Source organism: Planomonospora antibiotica (assembly GCF_014647955.1).
Classification (GTDB): Bacteria; Actinomycetota; Actinomycetes; order Streptosporangiales; family Streptosporangiaceae; genus Planomonospora; species Planomonospora parontospora.
This window is the reverse complement of sequence record NZ_BMQE01000004.1, coordinates 239,065-257,937: the sequence shown is the minus strand read 5'-3', so window position 1 is coordinate 257,937 and position 18,873 is coordinate 239,065. Positions and strand designations below refer to the sequence as shown.

Genomic DNA, 18,873 nt, shown 5'->3' with positions numbered 1-18,873 from the left:
GGCGGGGACGGCCCCTCGGGGAGACGCCCGCCCGGGAGACGCCCGCTCAGCCGCGGGTCAGTTCCCTGACCCGCCGGGCCTCCTCCTCGCTGAGGCGGCTTCCCGCCTCGGCCAGGGCCCGGCGGGAGTCCATCGGCCGGTAGGCCGTGCGGGACAGGCCGTGCCAGGCGAAGCCGCGGGCGGTGGAGCCCGGGGCCGTGCAGGCGCGGCGGACGCGTCCCTCGGCGCGCGCGGACCAGGTCAGGCCGGCCCAGTCGTACAGGCGGCGGAAGCCCTCCACCGGGGCGGCGGCCAGGTCCTCGTAGCGGACCAGCAGGATCTCCGGGTGCCGGGCGGCCAGGTCGGCGGCGACGGCCGCGGCCGTCCGCCACAGGGCGACGTTCTTGAGCAGCCGGTCCTGGCAGCCGACCAGCGGCCGCAGCTCCTCCACCCGGGGGTGGTCCCGGACCAGCAGCGGCTGCTCCAGCAGCTCGTGGAAGTAGACCGTCCAGCCGAGCCGCTGCCAGCTCCCGGCGAACGCCACCGGGTCACGGACCAGGATGATCACCCGGCAGCCCAGCCGGTGGGCGAACCAGCCCGCGGAGAACAGCGCGAACGGGTCGTCGAGCAGCGCCCGGCGGCCGGTCAGCCGCCCGAGGGTGAACGCGGTGCCGTACCGGACCATGCGGGCGAGGTCGTACGGCGCGCGGTTGCGGCGCAGCTCGGCCAGGAACCGGTAGCGCAGGGAGACGGTGTCGGTGAAGGCCCGCAGCCACGGCCCGTCGTCGTCGGCGCAGATGTACTGGAAGCGGTGGGTGACGTCGGCGTCGAGCACGCCGGGGGAGCGGCCCGGCCGGGGCAGCGGGTTGAGCGGCTCGTTGACGTAGACCAGTTCGCCGCCCGCCGCGAGCATCCTGCCCGTCCAGCTCGTCCCGCTCCGGGGCAGCCCGGTCACCAGGACGGGGGTCACCGGCCGCCTCCGGAGGTCAGGGGGCCGGGGACGGGGGCGTCCGGATCCCCGCCTCCGGGAGCGGAGGTGTTCGGGGCTCTGCTCCCCGGGGCGGGCGCGTCCGGTCGCGTCCGGCGCAGCCCGCACGCGGCCAGGGTGCCGTGGCCGAAGGGGTGCAGGCTGTGGTGGTGGAGCTGCCACAGTGGCAGCGCGTTCTTCACGAGCACGCCCCCGGCCCAGCCGAGGGCCGCGCCGTACGCGCCGTGGGAGGGGACCAGCAGCGCGTCGAGCAGCACGGTCACCGCGACGGCGCAGATCAGGTTCACGAGTCCGGCCCGGGCGTGCCCGGCGGCGGTCAGCACCACGTCGGCCATGCCGCAGGCGGTGGCGACCATCATCGTCGCGGACAGCACGAGCGCCACCGGGACACCGGAGGCGTAGCTCCCCCCGTCACCGCCACCGCTGTCGAACAGGCCGAGCAGCCAGGGGGCGAACGCGGCATAGCCGAGCCAGACGGGCCAGGTCAGCAGGACCAGCCAGAGGGTCGTGCCCTGGTAGAGCGCGCGGGCCCGGGGCAGGTCGCCGTCGGCCAGCGCGCGGACCAGGCGAGGCTGTACGGCGCGGGCCAGGCCCTGGCCGGCGAGCTGGCCCACGACCTTGAACCGGGTGGCGGCGGTGTAGACGGCGGCTTCGGCCGGTCCGGCGAGCACCGCCACGACGACGACGTCGAGCCGTTGGAACACCGCCTGCAGCGCCGCGCCCGCCGACCGGGGCCAGGTGTGCCGCCACAGGTCCCGGGCGTCGTCCAGCGCCTGCGGGGTCCACGGCGTCCACGGCGCCCGGGACGCCCCCGGTGCCCCTGATACCCGCGAAGCCCCTGGCGCCTGCGATGCCCGTGAAGCCCGCGGCGCGCGGGGCGGCAGCCGGCGGTGCAACCAGAGGGCGGCCAGGAGCAGCGCCGGCAGGGAGGGCAGGGTCCAGGCCGCCGCGAGCAGGACGGGGTCGGCGGGCGGCACCGCCAGCACCGAGCAGACGAGCGCCAACTGGCCCACCGGCCGGACGATCCCGTCCAGCAGCAGAGTGGGGCGCATGGAACCGAACGCGCGGGTGGCCGCCACCAGCACGTCGGCGCAGACGAGGACGGGCAGCGCCGCGGCCAGCACCCGGACGGCGTCGGCCGGTCCCACCGCCCCGGCGGAGGTCCCGGCGAGGATCTCGGCGCAGGCGAGGACGGCGGCCGCGACGGCCGCCGAGAGCACGAGGACCGGGACGAGTGCCGCGTGGAGGTAGCCCCGGGCCCGGTCGAGGCCGGCCGGTCCGCCGCGGGAGACGACGTGGACCAGCCCATTGCCGGCATCCATCCGTAGGATCCCGACGGCCGTCAGGCAGAGCGCCGTGGCGGCGAAGAACGAACCCGCCGCCTCCTGCCCGGCCTCCCGGCCGACCGCCAGGATCAGTAGGAACTGCGCGACGGCACCGATGGCGGCGCCGGCCAGTCCGGCCGCGCCCCGTCTCAGGACCGCCACGATGGCTCCGCGCCGAGCCAGGGCGCCAGCCGGGCGTCGGACCCCTCGAACCGGGCGGCCAGCTCGCGACGGAGCGACGGGGGCATCGGAGCGGGCCGGGGGCGGGCGTTGTGCCGGTCGAACACCGGATCGCCGAGGTGCGGCAGGCCGAGGAACCGCAGCACCCGGTCGTAGACGGGCTCCGGCCGGGTGAAGAACTCCCCGCTGTCCAGTACGAGGATCCGCTCCCGGCCGATCAGGCGCTCCACCCGGGCGAGCTGCTCGGCGTAACGGCCCCGGGCCAGGTAGGCGTGGTGGCGGTGGGCGTGGTGCGTCGAGTACGGCGAGGCGACGAGGGACTCCTCCGCCCCGGCCAGCCGCTCCTCCTCCAGCTCCAGGGCTCTGGCGAAGCAGCGTTCGGTCTCGAAGCCCCGGGCCAGCTCGTGGGCGTGTGCGGAGAAGGCGCGCTCGACCGGGTCGCGGACCAGCACGATCAGCTTCACGCCCGGCAGGTCCGCGGCGATCCGGGCGGCGGCCAGCGGGTGGAACAGGTAGTAGGGCGCCGACTCGAAGGCCTGGGGGCGGTGGCCGTAGCGGCGGGACAGCCGCAGGGTCGCCCCCCGCAGCGGGAAGTGCGCCCGGTACCAGGACAGGCCGCGGTCGTAGGCCACGTCGAAGTAGTGCACGCCCTTGTGCAGGACGGGCTTGAGCACGAGGGGGTGGCGGGCCAGCGCCCGGTAGAGCGAGGTCGTGCCGGAGCGCTGCGCCCCGACGACCAGGAAGGACGGCAGGACCCGGTTGCCGGAGGTGAGACGTCCCGTGGTCCGGGACACGGCGTGCACGGAGCGTTTCAGCGCGGGTTTCACACCAGGACCTCCTGGGAGTCGACGACGGGGTTGAGCCATGCGGCGGGCGGGCCGAGCGGCTCGTGTCCGTCGGCGGCGTGCCGGTGGGCCAGTGCGGTCAGGTAGTGGACCGCGGTCAGCCGCGCCTCGCCCGCCGACAGGCCGAACGGGGCCAGCAGCGGCAACGCCTGCGCCAGGCACGCGCGGGCGGCGGTCGCCGGGTCCATCCGGCGCAGAGCCCGCTGCAGGAAGTGGTGGAGCGCGTCGAAGCCGAGCGGCACGCCGGTGCCGAACCGCTCCCAGTCCCACACCAGCAACCGGTCGTCCGGGCCGCACGCGATGTTCCACGGGGAGAAGTCGCCGTGCCAGGCGAAGCGCTCCCCGCCGACCCCGCTGATCTCGCGGATCGCCTCGGCGCGCAGGTCCGCCCCGGCCGCGCCGCGCCGTACGGGCAGGGGGGAGAGCGCGAGGACCGACAGGTCGCGCCAGGAGCCGTGGTGGAGCACGGTCGGCGGGATGACGGTCTTCAGCGGCGTCTCGGCGAGCATGGCGAGCGTCCGTGCCTCGTGCGCGACGAGTTCGCGGGTGCGGTCGGTGTCACCGATCTTGACGAAGGCGACCGTGCCGTCCGGGCCCCGGGCCTCCAGGACGGGCTTGCGGTTGGCCCGCCGGGCGGGGCGCACGTGGAGGGTCACCCGGACCGGGATGCCCAGCACCTCGCTCAGGTGGGTCTCGATGCTGTCCTCCCCCGCGGGGACCATGACCCTGCCGCAGGGGTGCCACCACGCCCGCGGGGTGAGCCTGCGGGGGATCAGGGGGTGCGGGAGCAGGCTGTACGGCCGGTCCCCCCCGGGACCGGGGAACAGCAGGCCGATCGTCCGGTCGAGGTAGCGCCGCCGGACCCGGGCGTCGTTCATTCGGTGGCCCCCCGTGCCATGGTGTTCCTCCAGAGCAGTGTGAAAGAGATCAGGTAGAGGATGAGCGGTGTGACCAGCCCGTCGTAGACGAACATGTAGAGCAGGGTGAGGATCATCACCAGGACGCCGGCCGTGCCGATCGGCGAGCGGTCGGACCAGTGGCGGCGGACGGCTCCGGCGAAGAACGCGACGTAGAGCGCGGCGCCGGTGAAGCCCTGAGTGATCATCAGGTGCCAGAGCTGGCCGTCGCTGCCCAGCGGCGGGTGGCCGCAGGTGTCGCACCAGTCGCTCTTGCCGGTGGTGATCGTCCGGTAGTTGCCCCGGGCGCTGCGGTTGTTGCCGTAGCCGATGAAGGGGGAGGTGCCCGCCGCGGCGATGGTGGACGACACGGTGAAGGCCCGGATGTCGTTGCTGTGCGGGTTGTCCAGTCGCTGGGCGACCAGCGGCTGGAGCGGGCTCAGGACGAAGGCCAGTGCCCCCGCCGCGACGGCCGCGCACATCACCAGGCGGCGCCGCGCGCTCGTCCTCATGACCAGGTAGGCGGCGGCGACGCCCAGGCCGATCCAGAGGCCGCGGTTGAGCGAGTAGACGACCGGGATCGAGGCGAGGGCGAGCAGCACGAGCGCGGCCAGGCGCCGGTGCGGCCCGCCGTACACCCACCAGCCGACCACGAACCAGACGAGCAGGACCGAGAGGTTGCCGCCCCAGGCGTTGGCCCACTCGAAGGGCGCCTCGGGGCGGGGCGAGGCGTGGCCGAGGACCTTCTGCATCTGGGCGGCGGTGGGGTGGATCAGGTTCTGGACGAAGGAGTTGCCGCTGATCCATCCGGGCAGGAGCCGTTCGACGGGCGAGGTGAACTGCACGTGCGGCGCGAACACGCCCAGCAGGCCGCCCGCGACGGTCGTGACGAACAGCGCGCCCAGCATGCGCACCAGCCTGAGCTGCGGGAGTTCGTGCTCGGTGAGGCTCCCCAGGTAGAGGACCATGATCGTCATGGAGACGTAGAGGGCCAGGCGCATCAGGTAGCCGATGATCCGTCCCGCGCCGAACTCGCCGTAGGTGTCCGGTGGCATCTCGCCGAGCATGAGCGCGCTGACGAGGTAGCCGGCGAGCAGCAGCAGCCAGATCCCGAATCCCTTCGGCACCCGGATCGGCCGTCGCCGCCACAGGACGACCGCCATGGGCGGAGCGAGCACGATCACCGCCAGCCCGCCGAAGCCCAGCATCCACCAGACGGGGTAGCCGACGAGGAGCGCGGCGATGGGCCAGCTCGCCGGGTGCGGACCCCTCACGGGGGGAACACCCGCCTGCCGGTGGGCGGGGTCCCGCGCAGGGCGGCGCGCACGTCGGAGAGGGCGATCTCGGCCGTGGCGTCGGCCTCGGGGAGGGTGGCGCGGGGGTTCCCTCCGCCCGAGGGGATCAGCGTGCCCCCGGCGGGCTCGACGAGGCGCACGGCCCGGGGCTTGTCGGGGGCCGCCTCCGCGGCGACGACCGCGCCGAGGACCGGGACGCGGCTCCCGCCCAGCTGCCGTACGGCCCGCGCCACGTCCTGGGACGACGTCCCGGGCAGGGGGACCAGCAGCACGGCGCCGCCGGCGCCCGCCAGCTCGGTCACCTCCCGGCCGGTGACGAGGTCGATGCCGGTCAGGCGGGCGAGGTCGCGGGGGTCGCGGATCCGGGTGTCGAGGCGGTCGCGGATCCAGGCGAGCCCGACTCCGGCGAGCAGGCCGATCATGAACCCGCTGCCGAGGTACAGGGGAGGGCTGGGCGTGCTGGGGCGGTCCGGGGCGACCGCCTCGCTGATCACCGAACCGGGGGTGACGGCGACGGTCTTGAGCGCGTCGTATTTGACGGTGAGGTTGTAGACCTGGCGGCTGAGGACGCTCCGCCGCTGCAGGGCGATGGTGTGGTCGGCCGTGCCCCGGTCCAGCCCGGGCAACTCGGCGACCACCTTGGTGAGGCTCTCGTTGACCTGCCTGAGCTTGGACAGGAGCGTCTTGAGCTGGACGGTCAGGGCCTCGTCGGCGGCCTCGCGGCGGTGCGCCAGGTAGGCCTGGGCGTACGCGCTGGCCCCCGCGGCGGCGCTGTTGGGGTCGGCGGCGGTGTAGGAGATCTCCAGGACCGAGGTGTTGGGCGGCACGGCGACGTCGACGGGGCCGGGAGTGCTCTTGAGTGCGGCCTGGGCCTTCTTGGCGACCACGGCGGACTGGGCGATCTGGGCCTCGGTGTCGAGGTTGAGGGCCTCCCGCTGCCGGCTGGTCACCTGGTTGGTCTGCTCCTGGACGCCGGTCGGGGTCACCAGGACGTAGGTGGAGGCGGTGTAGGCGGGCGGGGTGGCCCACAGCAGGGCGCCACCGCCGCCGGTCCCGGCGACGAGGCAGAGCAGGAGGGCCGGCCAGCGGCGGCGGAGCAGGGACGCGTAATCCGCCAGGTCTCCGCCGGAGCGGCGGACGGGAGGGTCCGGCGACAGGCTCATGCGTTTGGTCCCTCTCGGGGGCTGGGCCTCGCGGGGGGAGGCTGACGCTGGGAACCCTAGGACTATAGGCCGGAACGCTATTTTCCCGGCCGCATACCCAGGATTTTCCTGGTGCGGTGGCGGCCGATCACGCCGAGATAACGGATGTTTATCCGATATTTCCTCGTCGCTCCGCCGGGGAGGCGGCATGGTCCGGCAAAGTATGCGACGCGGCACGTCCGGGGGATGGGAGGGTGTGTCCCGCGGAAGGTAAAGAAACGCGCGGACGGATCATCTGTGAGGAACCGTTGTATCGGACAAATGCCGATTTAAGGCCAACTCTGAAGATGTCCCTGATCGCCGGCGCCGGTATGGCTCTCGTTCTCGGGCTGGGCGCGTGCGGCCAGGCGTCGGGCGTCGCCTCGGAGACGGCGCGGCAGAGCGCGGCCCGCGGCGGGCTGCTGGACCTCCGCGCGACGCCCGCGGCGGGCTGCGAGGCCAGCGTGAAGCTCATCCCCTCGTGCGGCGCCTGGTGGGGCGTGGCCCCGGAGGTCTTCACCGGCCGGCCGCCCGGCCGGGCGCTGGCCCGGGCCGAGAAGCGCATGGGCCGTACGGCCGGCATCGTGCACGTCTACCACCGGGAGAGCGAGCTCTTCCCCACCCCGCAGGAGCTGGCGATCGCCCGGGACCCCGCCGGGCGCAGGCTGCTGCTGGTCAACTGGAAGCCGTCGTTCGGCCGCACCTGGGCGGAGATCGCGGATGGGGCGCTGGACAGGCGGATCGACCGGCTGGCCGCGCACATCCGCACGACCTTCCCCGAGCGGTTCTTCCTGACCGTGCACCACGAGCCGGAGAACGACGTGCGGGACGACCCGGCCTCCGGGATGACCGCGCGCGACTACGCGGCGATGTTCCGGCACGTGGTCGAGCGCCTGCGGGCCGGCGGCGTGCGGAACGCGATCACCGTCATGACCTACATGGGCGCACCCAACTGGGCGGCCGAGCCCTGGTTCGAGCAGCTCTATCCCGGCGACGACGTGGTCGACTGGGTCGCCATGGACCCCTACGCCGACGACCGGGTCCAGACCTTCGACGGGCTGATCAACAAGACCCGCAAGGAGTTCCCCGACTGGCCGGGGTTCTACCGCTGGATGCAGTGGCGCTTCCCGGGCAAGCCCATCATGGTCGCCGAGTGGGGCGTGTTCGAGCGCCGGGAGCAGCCGTGGTTCAAGTCGGCGTTCTTCGCCTCGGTCCGCCAGGAGCTGCGGCGCTACCCGCAGATCAAGGCGCTGGTCTACTTCGACTCACCGAGCGCCCCGCGAGGGGACACCCGGTTCGACACCACTCCCGCCGGCCGCCGCGCCTTCCGGGAGCTCGCCCGCGACCCCCACCTGAGCGCCACCGCGGTGCCGGAGAAGTGACCAGCCGGCCGCTCCGGCGGCCGTCGCGCCGCCCAGGATCCAGAGCGTGGCCGCGTTGCCCACGCCGAGGAGCTTGAGCGCCGAGGCGAGCAGCACCACCGCCAGCAGCGCGCGGATGACGCCGCCGGGGGCCCGGGAGGAGATCCGCGCGCCGAGGTAGACGCCGGGGATCGAGCCGATGAGCAGCGAGGTGGTGAGGTCGAGCTGGAAATCGCCGAAGAACAGGTGGCCGAGGGCGGCCGAGGCGACCAGCGGGACCGCCTGGACCAGGTCGGTGCCGACGAGCTGGTTGGCCCGCAGCGCCGGATAGAGCGCGAGCAGCGCCACGATGATCAGCGATCCGGAGCCCACGGAGGAGATGCCGACCACGACGCCTCCGACCATACCGACCAGTAACGTCGGGATCGGGCGCACGCTGATCTCGCCGAGGTCCGCCGAGGCCGGGCCCTCGTGCCGGGCCAGCCAGGCCTTGGCCACCAGGCCCGCGACGGCCAGCAGCAGCGCGACGCCCAGGGCGTACTTCACCGTCTGCTGGACCTGCTCCCCGTCGCCGAAGGCCCGCGCGATGAGCACCCCGCTGAAGGCGGCCGGCACCGATCCGGCGCACAGCCAGCCGACCAGCCGCAGGTTCACGGTGCCGCGGCGCATGTGCACGACCCCGCCGACCGGCTTCATCACGGCCGAGGCCACGAGGTCGCTGGAGACCGCGGCGAGCGGCGGCACGTTGAAGAACAGCATCATCATCGGCGTCATGAGCGCGCCGCCGCCCATGCCGGTCAGGCCGACGACGATCGCGACGAAGAACGATCCGATGACCAGGGGGATGTCGATGCCCATCAGGCGCTCACCGCTTCCTCGCCCGCCGCGTGGGCGGTCAGTGTCCTCGGCGTCCTCGGCGTCGTCGGGGTCCCTGGCGTTCCCGGGGTCCCTGGCGTTCCCGGGGTCCCTGGCGTTCCCGGGGTCCCCGGTGTCCCCGGCGTCCCCGGCGTCCGTACGGAGGTCCCGCTCACCGCACCCAGCCCCCCTGCAGGAGCGGGTCCAGCACGGTCCGCACGGCCTGCTCGACCGTGACGGCGGTGGTGTCGACGACGAGGTCGGCGTCGTCGGGCTCCTCGTAGGGGGCGGAGATCCCGGTGAACTCGGGGATCAGGCCCGCCCTCGCCTTGGCGTAGAGCCCCTTGCGGTCGCGCCGCTCGCACTCGGCCAGCGGGGTGGCGACGTGGACGAGCAGGAAGTCGGCGCCCACGGCCTCGACCATCACGCGGACCTCGTCCCGCGTCGCGGCGTACGGCGCGATGGGCGCGCAGATCGCCAGCCCGCCGTGCCGGGCCGCCTCGGCGGCGACGAAGCCGATCCGCCGGATGTTGAGGTCGCGGTCCTCGCGGGAGAAGCCCAGCCCGGCCGAGAGCAGGTGGCGGACCACGTCGCCGTCGAGGTAGGTCACGGTACGGCTGCCGCGCTCCAGGAGGGCGTCCCGCAGGCCGCGGGCGACGGTCGACTTGCCCGAGCCGGACAGGCCGGTGAAGAAGACCACCAGGCCGCGCCGGTGCGGCGGCCCGGGAAGCGTGACCGGCTCCGGGCCGGCCAGGTGCTCGGCGGCGCCGTAGGCCTCGGCGACGCGCTCACGCAGCTCCAGGTCGACGGCATGGTCCTCGCGGGGCGCCAGCGGCACCACGGCGACCGAGACGCCCTTCACCGCGCTCCCTGCGCCCCCTGTGCCCCCCGTGTCCCCGGTGCCCTCCGCCAGCCGGTCGCGGGCCCGCAGCGCGGCGCGGACGACCGCGGGACCGCCCTCGCCGAAGGCCAGGGGGAGCAGCAGGACCGCCGCGCCCAGTTCCCCGGCGGTCGCCTCGATCTCCGTCAGGTCGTCCAGCGGGCCGCGCATGGTGACGGCCAGGACCTCCCGGCCGGCCAGCTCCTCGCGCACCTCGGCGGGAGTGCGGCGCAGCCGGGCGAACGGCCCGTGCTCGGGGGCGCCCAGCGCCTCGACCGGCCCGGCGGCCAGGCCGCCGGAGCGCTCGGCGACGGTCAGCACGGCCAGCGGGGCGCCCTCGGGGTCGCGCAGGGTGACCCGGTCGCCGGGGGCGGCCGGGTGGTCGCCGGGCAGCGCGAGCGTGACCGGGGCCGGCCACGGCGTGCCGTCGGCGAGCGTGCCGTGCTCGGCCACGGAGTGCGCGTCGGCCGGCCCCATGAAGCCCGTCAGCGGGTGGTAGGCGCCGGAGAGCAGCAGCTCCAGGTCGGCGAGCTCGCGGGCGTCGGGGGTCCACTCGAAGGGCGCCGTCATCTGCTCCACATTCCCGATCGACTTAGTCGGATATGGCCACTGTAGCCACTCCGGTTCTCCCACATCAACCGGTCCGGTTCAGAGCACTCGCGTGAAGTAGTCCTCCGGCTTGCGGATGATCATGGTGATCTCGTCGTGCGAGGCGGGGATGCGGCCCCGCGAGACGGCCTCGATCACCGAGCACGCGGCGCGCACCAGCGGCCGGTCGGCCGCCGGGCTGCTGGTCCCGAGGAACTCGTCGGTGACCACCAGCCCTCGGGTCAGGCAGTAGGCGCGGATGCCCTCCCGCGAGATGGACGGGCCGTACACCTTGGGCAGCGGCCCCGGCGTGCCCGCGGGGACGAGCTTGGGCCACAGCAGCCGCCGCAGCGGCCACGGGGTCAGCCGGGCGCACGTGCCGTAGGCCGACTCCCGGTCCCGCATCCGCAGCAGCAGCAGCCCGTTCGGCCGCAGGCCCCCGAGCAGCCGGTCGAGCACCAGCTCGGGGTGTTCCAGCCGCTCCAGCAGGAAGGGCGCGTAGACCACGTCGAAGGCCCGGGGCGGCACCGGGATCGACCGCAGGTCGCCCAGCGCCCACGAGGTGAGGTCCCCCCGCGCCGAGGTGTTCGCCCGCACCACCGGGTGGTCCTCGTCGATCCCGATGACGCGGCTCTCCATTTCCAGGTTCAGCGGGTCGGGCCATCCGCAGCCCGCGATCAGGACGTCGAGCCGGCGCCCGCGCCGCTCCGTCCACCGCTCCTGGATCCGTCGCTCGAAGAGGTCGCCCTGCGCGGCGACCGGTCGCATTCCTCTCATATCACCTACAGTAGTCGATCGATTACGATCCGTCACATGCCCCCCGATCGTTCCCGCCGCCCGGACCCGGGCAAGTAGTCTTGGACGCGCAACCCCCGTGCCCTTCGCATCCGGGGGCCTTTCGTGTTGCCGTCGTGGGGGCTGTGGGCGATTTCAATGAGCCTTTCCGGACTGCTTGACCTCGTCGTGGCCGACCCGGCCCTGGACTCCGTGCTGGCGGACGTGCGCCGGGGCGACCTGTCCGACGTCTTCCTCGTCGCACCGCCCGCGCTGCGGCCCTTCGCCGCGGCCGCCCTGGCCGGCGGCGGGACCGGCGGGGAGGGCGGGACCGCCGGGCGCGGCCCGCGGACCGTGCTCGCGGTGACCGCGACCGGGCGCGAGGCCGAGGACCTCGCCTCGGCGCTCTCCAGCCTGCTGGGGGAGAACGCCGTCGCGGTCTTCCCCGCCTGGGAGACCCTCCCGCACGAGCGGCTGTCGCCGCGCAGCGACACCGTCGGCCAGCGCCTGGCCGTACTGCGGCGGCTGTCCCACCCGGTGGCCGGCGACGCCTCGGCCGGGCCGCTGCGCGTCGTCGTCGCGCCGGTCCGGGCGGTGCTCCAGCCGATCGTGCGCGGGCTCGGCGACCTGGAGCCGGTACGGCTGCGCGCGGGCGACGACGCCGACCTCGACGGCGTGGTCCACGCCCTGGTGGGCAGCGGCTACCACCGGGTGGACATGGTCGAGAAGCGCGGCGAGGTGGCGGTGCGGGGCGGCCTGCTCGACGTCTTCCCGCCGACCGAGGAGCACCCGCTCCGCCTGGAGTTCTGGGGCGACACGGTCGAGGAGATCCGCTGGTTCAAGGTCGCCGACCAGCGGTCGCTGGAGGTGGCGCAGGACGGATTGTTCGCCCCGCCCTGCCGGGAGCTGCTGCTCACGCCCGAGGTGCGCGAGCGGGCCGCGGCGCTGGCCGCCGAGCACCCGGCGCTGGCCGAGACCCTCGACCAGCTGGCCGAGGGCGTGCCGGTCGAGGGCATGGAGGCGTTCGCGCCGGTGCTCGCCGGGGAGATGGACCTGCTCGTCGACCACCTGCCCGGACCGGCGGCGGTCTTCGTCTGCGACCCCGAGCGGATCAGGAGCCGCGCCGACGAGCTCGTGCGGACCAGCCAGGAGTTCCTGGAGGCCTCCTGGATCAACGCCGCGGCGGGCGGGGAGGCCCCGATCGACCTGGGCGCGGCGGCCTTCCGGACGCTGGAGGAGATCCGCGACCACGCCCGCAAGCTCGCCCAGCCGTGGTGGTCGATCGCCCCGTTCGGCGGCGGAGACGACCTCGGAGACCTCGGGGATGCGGCCGGCGCGCTGGTCCTGGACGCCCAGGAGGCGGAGGCCTACCGGGGCGACACCCAGCGGGCGCTGGCCGACGTCAAGGGCTGGCTGGAGTCCGGCAGGACCGTCGTGCTGCTCAGCGAGGGCCACGGCCCGGCCGAGCGCATGGTGGAGCTGCTCAAGGGCGTCGACCTGCCCGCGCGGCTGGAACCGGAGATCGGCCCGGCGCCCGACCCCCGGGTCGTGCACGTCGCCACGGGCCTGGTCGACCACGGCTTCACCACCCCGTCGCTGGCGGTGCTCACCCACCTGGACCTGGTCGGGCAGAAGGCCTCCACCAAGGACATGCGCAGGCTCCCCAGCCGCCGCCGCAACATGGTGGACCCGCTCCAGCTCAAGGTCGGCGACCACGTCGTGCACGAGCAGCACGGGGTGGGCCGCTACGTCGAGATGGTGCAGCGGACCGTGCAGGGCGCGACCCGCGAGTACCTCGTGATCGAGTACGCCAAGGGCGACCGGCTCTATGTCCCGACCGACCAGCTGGACGAGGTCACCCGCTACGTCGGCGGCGAGTCGCCCACCCTCAACCGGATGGGCGGCGCCGACTGGGCCAAGGCCAAGACCCGGGCCAAGAAGGCCGTCAAGGAGATCGCCGGGGAGCTCATCCGCCTCTACAGCGCCCGGATGGCCTCGCCGGGGCACGCCTTCGGGCCGGACACGCCGTGGCAGCGGGAGATGGAGGACGCCTTCCCCTACGCCGAGACCGGCGACCAGCTGGAGGCCATCGACGAGGTCAAGCGCGACATGGAGCGCCCGATCCCGATGGACCGCCTGATCTGCGGCGACGTCGGCTACGGCAAGACCGAGATCGCGGTGCGGGCGGCGTTCAAGGCCGTGCAGGACGGCAAGCAGGTCGCGGTGCTGGTGCCCACCACGCTCCTGGTCCAGCAGCACCTGTCCACCTTCGCCGAGCGCTTCTCCGGATTCCCGCTGAACGTGCGGCCGATGTCGCGCTTCCAGACCGACGCCGAGGTCAAGGAGACCCTGCGCGGCCTGTCGGAGGGGGCGGTGGACATCGTCATCGGCACCCACCGGTTGCTCTCGCCGGAGGCCAGGTTCAAGAACCTCGGGCTGATCATCATCGACGAGGAGCAGCGCTTCGGCGTCGAGCACAAGGAGGCCATGAAGCACCTGCGCACGCAGGTCGACGTGCTGGCCATGTCCGCCACGCCGATCCCGCGCACGCTGGAGATGGGCCTGACCGGCATCCGCGAGATGTCCACGATCCTCACCCCGCCGGAGGAGCGGCACCCGATCCTCACCTTCGTCGGCCCCTACGACGAGAAGCAGATCACCGCCGCGATCCGCCGCGAACTGATGCGCGACGGCCAGGTCTTCTTCGTGCACAACCGGGTCGCCAGCATCAACAAGGTGGCGGCCCGCCTGCGCGAGCTGGTCCCCGAGGCGCGCGTCGCCGTCGCGCACGGCCAGATGAACGAGCAGCAGCTCGAGAAGATCATGGTGGGCTTCTGGGAGCGCGAGTTCGACCTGCTCGTCTGCACCACGATCGTCGAGTCCGGCCTCGACGTGCCCAACGCCAACACGCTCATCGTGGACCGGGCCGACAACTACGGCCTGTCCCAGCTGCACCAGCTCCGCGGCCGCGTCGGCCGGGGCCGCGAGCGCGGCTACGCCTACTTCCTCTACCCGCCGGAGAAGCCGCTCACCGAGACCGCCCACGAGCGGCTGGCCACCATCTCCCAGCACACCGAGATGGGCGCGGGCATGTACGTCGCGATGAAGGACCTGGAGATCCGCGGCGCGGGCAACATCCTGGGCGCCGAGCAGTCGGGCTTCATCGCGGGCGTCGGCTTCGACCTGTACGTGCGGATGATGGCCGAGGCCGTGCAGGAGCAGAAGGCCAAACTGGCCGGCGCCGAGCCGGAGGAGCGGCCCGACGTCAAGGTCGAGCTGCCGATCAACGCGCACATCCCGCACGACTACGTGACCTCCGAGCGGCTGCGCCTGGAGGCCTACAAGCGCGTCGCGGCGATCTGCACCGACGACGACATCGCGGCGGTCCGCGACGAGCTCACCGACCGGTACGGCAGGCTGCCCCAGGAGGTCGACAACCTGCTGGCGGTCGCGCGCTTCCGGATCCGCGCCCGCAGGGCGGGGCTCACCGACGTCACCCTGCAGGGCCAGCACATCCGGTTCGCCCCCGTGGACCTGCGCGACTCCCAGCAGGTCAGGCTGCAGCGGCTCTACCCGAAGGCGCTGCTGAAGCAGGCGACCGGTACGTTGCTGGTGCCCGTCCCCAAGACCAGACCGCTCGGCGGCCAGCCGCTGCGGGACCTGGACCTGCTCAAGTGGTGCGGCGATCTGGTCGAGGCGATGTTCCTCGAGAACATGCCGGTAAAGTGAAGCGGCATTTGTCGTGAAGGGATCGCAAGTGAAGTCGACTCGAGTGCGCGTCATCCTGGCGGCCGTGGCCGTGGGGGCCACGCTGACCGCCTGCTCCCCGGCGCAGGTCGGCGCCGCCGCCGTCGTGGGCGACCAGCGGATCAGCTCCAGCGAGCTGGAAGCCGACGTCAAGGAGTACGAGGCGGCGGTGGTCGCCTCCGGCCTCAACAAGAGCCAGCTCCAGCTCCGGGGCTCGGTCCCGCAGGCCGTGCTGACCAACGTGATCGCCATCGAGCAGCTCGACCAGCTCGGCGCGCGCAAGGGCGTCACCGTCACCGAGGCGGAGGTCGACGCCTTCCTCAACCAGATCGCCACCCAGGGCGGGCAGACCCAGCGCATGCCCGACGAGCAGATCGCCGTCAACGTCGGCGTGCCCCCGTCGAAGCTGCGCGACCTGGTCCGCATCACCCTGGTCGAGCGGAAGCTGCTGGCCGGGCTCGGCGCCGGGCAGGACGAGGCGTCCCAGAAGGCCGCGTCCCAGAAGCTCGCCCAGGAGGCGGCGACCATCGAGGTCGTGCGCAGCCCGCGCTACGGCGTGGCCAACCCGCAGTCGCAGGGCGGCGCGGACTCCTACGTCGACGCCGGCCGCTTCGGCGCGGTCCCCGCGTCCTCGTAGCCGCCGACGGACGCCCGACGGACATGCCGCTGATCCTCGTCACCACCTCGCCCCGGGTCGCGCCGGGCCTGCTGAGCCACCGCGCCTGGCAGGTCCTCGCCGCCGGCCCGGTCCGCACCGCCTCGCCGGACCACCCGCACCTGCCGTTCCTGGCCGAGGCGGGGATCGAGGTCGAGGTCGCGGAGCCCGATCCGGCCGCCCTGGTCCGCGAGGCCCAGGGCGGGGACGTGGTCTGGCTGGAGGCCGACGAGGCGCTGATGCGCCTGATCGGGCATGCGGCGGTCGCCCTCGACGACCCGCCGGTGATCGAGGTCGTGCCCGGCTCCTACGACCTGCCGGGCGCGCGCCTGCTCGACCTCGTCGCGGTGATGGACCGGCTCCGCACCCAGTGCCCGTGGGACGCGGAGCAGACCCACGAGTCGCTGGCGCCGTACCTCCTGGAGGAGGCCTACGAGGTGCTGGAGACGATCGAGGAGGGCGACCGCGGCGCGCTCCGCGAGGAGCTGGGCGACCTGCTCCTGCAGGTGGCCTTCCACGCGCGCGTCGCGCAGGACCGCCCCGCCGGCGAGGGCGGGTTCGACGTCGACGATGTGGCGGCGGGCATCGTGGACAAGCTGGTCCGGCGCCACCCGCACGTGTTCGCCGCCGTGCAGGTGGACGGTGCCGAGCAGGTCAGCGACAACTGGGAGACCATCAAGGCGGCCGAGCGCGCCGCCAAGAGCGGCGGCGACGCCGGATCCCCGGTCGACGGCGTGCCCATGGGCCAGCCCGCGCTCTCCCTCACCGCCCAGCTGCTGCGCCGCGCCGGACGCGCCGGCGTCCCCGCCGACCTGCCGGAGGGCGTCCCGCCCGACGGCCTCGGCGCCCGCCTGTTCGAGCTGGTGCGGCAGGCGCAGGCCGAGGGGCTGGATCCGGAGGCGGAACTGCGGGCGGTCTCCCGCGCCTACCGCGACATGGTCCGCGAGCGGACCTGATCCGACGGGTCCGGACGGGCACGGACCGAGCGCGGACCAGGTAGGGAGCGGGCGCGGACCGGGCGCGGGGCGAGTGCGGGCCGGGGCGAGTGCGGGCCGGGGCGGGGACGCGTCCGGATCCACGCCCCCGGCGGGGCGGTAACCGTACTGGGAAGTAGGGGTCGATAGGCTTTTGCAGCAAACTGTCCTACGACCTTAGGAGCGCTTCGTGGCTTCCATCGAGGGCGTACACGCCCGCGAGATCCTTGACTCCCGGGGTAACCCGACGGTCGAGGTCGACATCCTGCTGGACGACGGCAGCGAGGGCCGCGCCGCGGTGCCGAGCGGGGCCTCCACCGGCCAGTTCGAAGCCGTCGAGCTGCGCGACGGAGACGAGCGCTACGGCGGCAAGGGCGTGGAGAAGGCCGTCCTCGGGGTGACCGACGAGATCGCCGACGAGATCCTCGGCTTCGACGCGGCCGAGCAGCGCAGCATCGACCAGGTCATGATCGACCTGGACGGCACGCCGAACAAGGCCCGGCTGGGCGCCAACGCCGTGCTGGGCGTCTCCCTGGCCGTGGCCAAGGCCGCGGCCGAGAGCGCCGAGCTGCCGCTCTTCCGCTACCTCGGCGGGCCGAACGCGCACGTGCTCCCGGTGCCGATGATGAACATCCTGAACGGCGGTGCGCACGCCGACACCAACGTGGACATCCAGGAGTTCATGATCGCTCCGATCGGCGCGGAGAGCTTCCGCGAGGCCGTGCGGATGGGCACCGAGGTCTACCACGCGCTCAAGGCCGTGCTGAAGGAGAAGGGCTACGCCACCGGCCTGGGCGACGAGGGCGGCTTCGCGCCGAACCTGCCGTCCAACCGCGACGCGCTGGACCTGATCCTGGTCGCCATCGAGAAGGCCGGTTACACGCCGGGCGAGGACGTCGCGCTCGCCCTGGACGTGGCCGCCTCCGAGTTCCACTCCGAGGGCGTCTACACGATCGACGGCAAGGGCCTGTCCGCCGCCGAGCTGATCGCCTTCTACGAGGACCTGGTGGCCAACTACCCGCTGGTCTCCATCGAGGACCCGCTGGACGAGAGCGACTGGGAGGGCTGGAACGCCATCACCAGGGCGCTCGGGGACAAGGTCCAGCTCGTCGGTGACGACCTGTTCGTGACCAACCCCGAGCGGCTGGCCCGCGGCATCGCCGAGGGCACCGCGAACGCGCTGCTGGTCAAGGTCAACCAGATCGGCACCCTGACCGAGACCATGGACGCCGTGGACCTGGCCCACCGCAGCGGCTACCGCTGCATGATGAGCCACCGCTCCGGTGAGACCGAGGACACCACGATCGCCGACCTCGCCGTGGCCACCAACTGCGGCCAGATCAAGACCGGCGCCCCGGCCCGCTCCGACCGGGTGGCCAAGTACAACCAGCTGCTCCGCATCGAGGAGCTCCTGGACGACGCCGCCCGTTACGCGGGACGCGCCGCGTTCCCGCGCTTCCGGCGCTAGCTTGACAGCGTACGGCTCGCGCCCGTCCTCCATCCCGGGCGCGAGCCGTACCGGCACGGCCCCGGAGGCGACGCACGACGCCTGGACCGAGGAGCGAGGGAACTCCGGCGTCCGGGCCGAGGAGCGAAGGAGCCCGCGAGGGGGCTCCGGCGTCTGGACTGAGGAGCGAAGGAGCGCAGCGGATGAGCGACGAGGGAAGACGCCGGTTACCGGCCCCCGAGCCGCGGCGCGCAGCGTCGCCGTCAGCAGAGCGGATGAGCGACGAGGGAAGACGCCGGTTACCGGCCCCCGAGCCGCGGCGCGCAGCGTCGCCGTCAGCAGAGCGGATGAGCGACGAGGGAAGACGCCGGTCACCGGCGCCCGAGCCGCAGCGCGGCGTCGCCGCCGGCAAGGGGAAGCGGCCGCAGTTGACGGCGCGGGCCGCGGTGCTCGCGGTCGTGGTGTGCGCGATCGCGATGAGCCTCGCCTACCCGGTCAGGGAGTACATCGCGCTGCGCCGCAACATCGCCCAGCTGGAGCAGGACAAGGCCAGGGAGCTGGCGGCGATCAAGGCGCTGGAGGACCGGCGCAGGCAGCTGCAGGACCCCGGCTACATCAAGCGGCAGGCCCGGGAACGGCTGTTCTACTGCGAGCCGGGGCAGAAGTGCTATGTCGTCATGGACGACGAGCCCGCGGGCGGGAAGGGCGCCACCGCGCAGCAGAAGGCCGCCGTCCCGCCGTGGTACCAGACGCTCTGGGAGTCGGTCGAGGCCGCGGACACGGGCAAGGGGCGCAGGGCGCCCGCCGCCGGAGGGGCCGGTCCGGCGCGGCCCGGAGGGTGACCGCCCGCCCCGGGCGGGACCCGGAGGGCGATAGCCTGGACGCCGTTTCCAGGGGGTGTGC

General features: G+C 73.6%; 15 protein-coding genes. 6 read left to right on the top strand and 9 right to left on the bottom strand.

Translation table 11 applies throughout. The features are described from left to right. Positions 1 to 46: 46 nt before the first annotated feature. Genes IEZ06_RS05860 through IEZ06_RS05835 form a run of 6 tightly spaced genes read right to left on the bottom strand, consistent with a single transcriptional unit; the run spans position 47 to position 6,671 of the window. Complete coding sequence (locus IEZ06_RS05860; protein ID WP_189235600.1) at positions 47 to 949, bottom strand: sulfotransferase; 903 nt, start codon at positions 947 to 949, stop codon at positions 47 to 49. Next, on the bottom strand, positions 946 to 2,454 hold the full coding sequence (locus IEZ06_RS05855) for a lipopolysaccharide biosynthesis protein (protein WP_229797812.1): 1,509 nt from the start codon (positions 2,452 to 2,454) through the stop codon (positions 946 to 948). Before IEZ06_RS05855 ends, IEZ06_RS05860 begins: the two co-directional genes overlap by 4 nt. Then, positions 2,442 to 3,299, bottom strand: a complete 858-nt coding sequence (locus IEZ06_RS05850; protein ID WP_229797811.1) for a sulfotransferase domain-containing protein — start codon at positions 3,297 to 3,299, stop codon at positions 2,442 to 2,444. The genes IEZ06_RS05855 and IEZ06_RS05850 overlap by 13 nt, the downstream gene beginning before the upstream one ends. Beyond that, positions 3,296 to 4,195 (bottom strand): hypothetical protein, encoded by a 900-nt coding sequence (locus tag IEZ06_RS05845; RefSeq protein ID WP_189235598.1) that lies wholly within the window; start codon positions 4,193 to 4,195, stop codon positions 3,296 to 3,298. The genes IEZ06_RS05850 and IEZ06_RS05845 overlap by 4 nt, the downstream gene beginning before the upstream one ends. Continuing rightward, on the bottom strand, positions 4,192 to 5,487 hold the full coding sequence (locus tag IEZ06_RS05840) for an O-antigen ligase family protein (RefSeq protein ID WP_189235597.1): 1,296 nt from the start codon (positions 5,485 to 5,487) through the stop codon (positions 4,192 to 4,194). The genes IEZ06_RS05845 and IEZ06_RS05840 overlap by 4 nt, the downstream gene beginning before the upstream one ends. Further along, the gene (locus IEZ06_RS05835; RefSeq protein WP_189235596.1) at positions 5,484 to 6,671 is read right to left on the bottom strand and encodes a YveK family protein; all 1,188 of its coding nucleotides are present in this window, start codon (positions 6,669 to 6,671) and stop codon (positions 5,484 to 5,486) included. The genes IEZ06_RS05840 and IEZ06_RS05835 overlap by 4 nt, the downstream gene beginning before the upstream one ends. 350 nt (positions 6,672 to 7,021) lie before the next feature. On the opposite strand from IEZ06_RS05835, the gene IEZ06_RS05830 reads away from it, so the two are divergent. Continuing rightward, the gene (locus IEZ06_RS05830) at positions 7,022 to 8,071 is read left to right on the top strand and encodes a glycoside hydrolase family 26 protein (protein ID WP_229797810.1); all 1,050 of its coding nucleotides are present in this window, start codon (positions 7,022 to 7,024) and stop codon (positions 8,069 to 8,071) included. Here the strand turns inward: IEZ06_RS05830 and IEZ06_RS05825 are convergent. The 3 genes from IEZ06_RS05825 to IEZ06_RS05815 all read right to left on the bottom strand — a co-directional run bounded on the left by IEZ06_RS05825 (position 7,955) and on the right by IEZ06_RS05815 (position 11,150). Next, complete coding sequence (locus IEZ06_RS05825) at positions 7,955 to 8,908, bottom strand: sulfite exporter TauE/SafE family protein (RefSeq protein WP_189235594.1); 954 nt, start codon at positions 8,906 to 8,908, stop codon at positions 7,955 to 7,957. The genes IEZ06_RS05830 and IEZ06_RS05825 overlap by 117 nt on opposite strands. Positions 8,909 to 9,077: 169 nt before the next feature. Then, positions 9,078 to 10,355: an adenylyl-sulfate kinase gene (gene cysC, locus IEZ06_RS05820; protein WP_189235593.1), complete on the bottom strand. Its 1,278-nt coding sequence runs from the start codon at positions 10,353 to 10,355 to the stop codon at positions 9,078 to 9,080. A gap of 78 nt (positions 10,356 to 10,433) precedes the next feature. Next, positions 10,434 to 11,150, bottom strand: a complete 717-nt coding sequence (locus tag IEZ06_RS05815; protein ID WP_189235592.1) for a class I SAM-dependent methyltransferase — start codon at positions 11,148 to 11,150, stop codon at positions 10,434 to 10,436. A 156-nt stretch (positions 11,151 to 11,306) separates the two neighbouring features. Between IEZ06_RS05815 and mfd the strand changes: the two genes are divergently transcribed. The 5 genes from mfd (at position 11,307) to IEZ06_RS05790 (ending at position 18,812) form a co-directional block, all read left to right on the top strand. Then, a complete protein-coding gene (mfd, locus tag IEZ06_RS05810) occupies positions 11,307 to 14,876 on the top strand; it encodes a transcription-repair coupling factor (protein WP_189235591.1) in 3,570 nt (1,189 codons plus the stop codon). A gap of 28 nt (positions 14,877 to 14,904) precedes the next feature. Continuing rightward, on the top strand, positions 14,905 to 15,531 hold the full coding sequence (locus tag IEZ06_RS05805; protein ID WP_189235590.1) for a SurA N-terminal domain-containing protein: 627 nt from the start codon (positions 14,905 to 14,907) through the stop codon (positions 15,529 to 15,531). 23 nt (positions 15,532 to 15,554) lie between these two features. Further along, positions 15,555 to 16,505 carry a nucleoside triphosphate pyrophosphohydrolase gene (locus IEZ06_RS05800; RefSeq protein WP_189235589.1) on the top strand — a complete coding sequence of 317 codons (951 nt, stop codon included), beginning with the start codon at positions 15,555 to 15,557 and terminating at the stop codon, positions 16,503 to 16,505. Positions 16,506 to 16,713: 208 nt separating this feature from the next. After that, the gene (gene eno / locus IEZ06_RS05795; protein WP_189235588.1) at positions 16,714 to 17,991 is read left to right on the top strand and encodes a phosphopyruvate hydratase; all 1,278 of its coding nucleotides are present in this window, start codon (positions 16,714 to 16,716) and stop codon (positions 17,989 to 17,991) included. A 326-nt stretch (positions 17,992 to 18,317) separates the two neighbouring features. After that, complete coding sequence (locus IEZ06_RS05790) at positions 18,318 to 18,812, top strand: FtsB family cell division protein (protein WP_189235587.1); 495 nt, start codon at positions 18,318 to 18,320, stop codon at positions 18,810 to 18,812. The last annotated feature ends 61 nt before the right edge of the window (positions 18,813 to 18,873 follow it).

What these genes read in the sequence shown, in the direction of transcription:
- IEZ06_RS05845 (WP_189235598.1), bottom strand. Translation starts at nt 4,195, where the DNA reads ATGAACGACGCCCGGGTCCGGCGGCGCTACCTCGACCGGACGATCGGC.
- IEZ06_RS05835 (WP_189235596.1), bottom strand. Translation starts at nt 6,671, where the DNA reads ATGAGCCTGTCGCCGGACCCTCCCGTCCGCCGCTCCGGCGGAGACCTG.
- IEZ06_RS05830 (WP_229797810.1), top strand. Translation starts at nt 7,022, where the DNA reads ATGGCTCTCGTTCTCGGGCTGGGCGCGTGCGGCCAGGCGTCGGGCGTC.
- IEZ06_RS05825 (WP_189235594.1), bottom strand. Translation starts at nt 8,908, where the DNA reads ATGGGCATCGACATCCCCCTGGTCATCGGATCGTTCTTCGTCGCGATC.
- cysC (WP_189235593.1), bottom strand. Translation starts at nt 10,355, where the DNA reads ATGACGGCGCCCTTCGAGTGGACCCCCGACGCCCGCGAGCTCGCCGAC.
- IEZ06_RS05815 (WP_189235592.1), bottom strand. Translation starts at nt 11,150, where the DNA reads ATGAGAGGAATGCGACCGGTCGCCGCGCAGGGCGACCTCTTCGAGCGA.
- mfd (WP_189235591.1), top strand. Translation starts at nt 11,307, where the DNA reads ATGAGCCTTTCCGGACTGCTTGACCTCGTCGTGGCCGACCCGGCCCTG.
- IEZ06_RS05800 (WP_189235589.1), top strand. Translation starts at nt 15,555, where the DNA reads ATGCCGCTGATCCTCGTCACCACCTCGCCCCGGGTCGCGCCGGGCCTG.
- IEZ06_RS05790 (WP_189235587.1), top strand. Translation starts at nt 18,318, where the DNA reads ATGAGCGACGAGGGAAGACGCCGGTCACCGGCGCCCGAGCCGCAGCGC.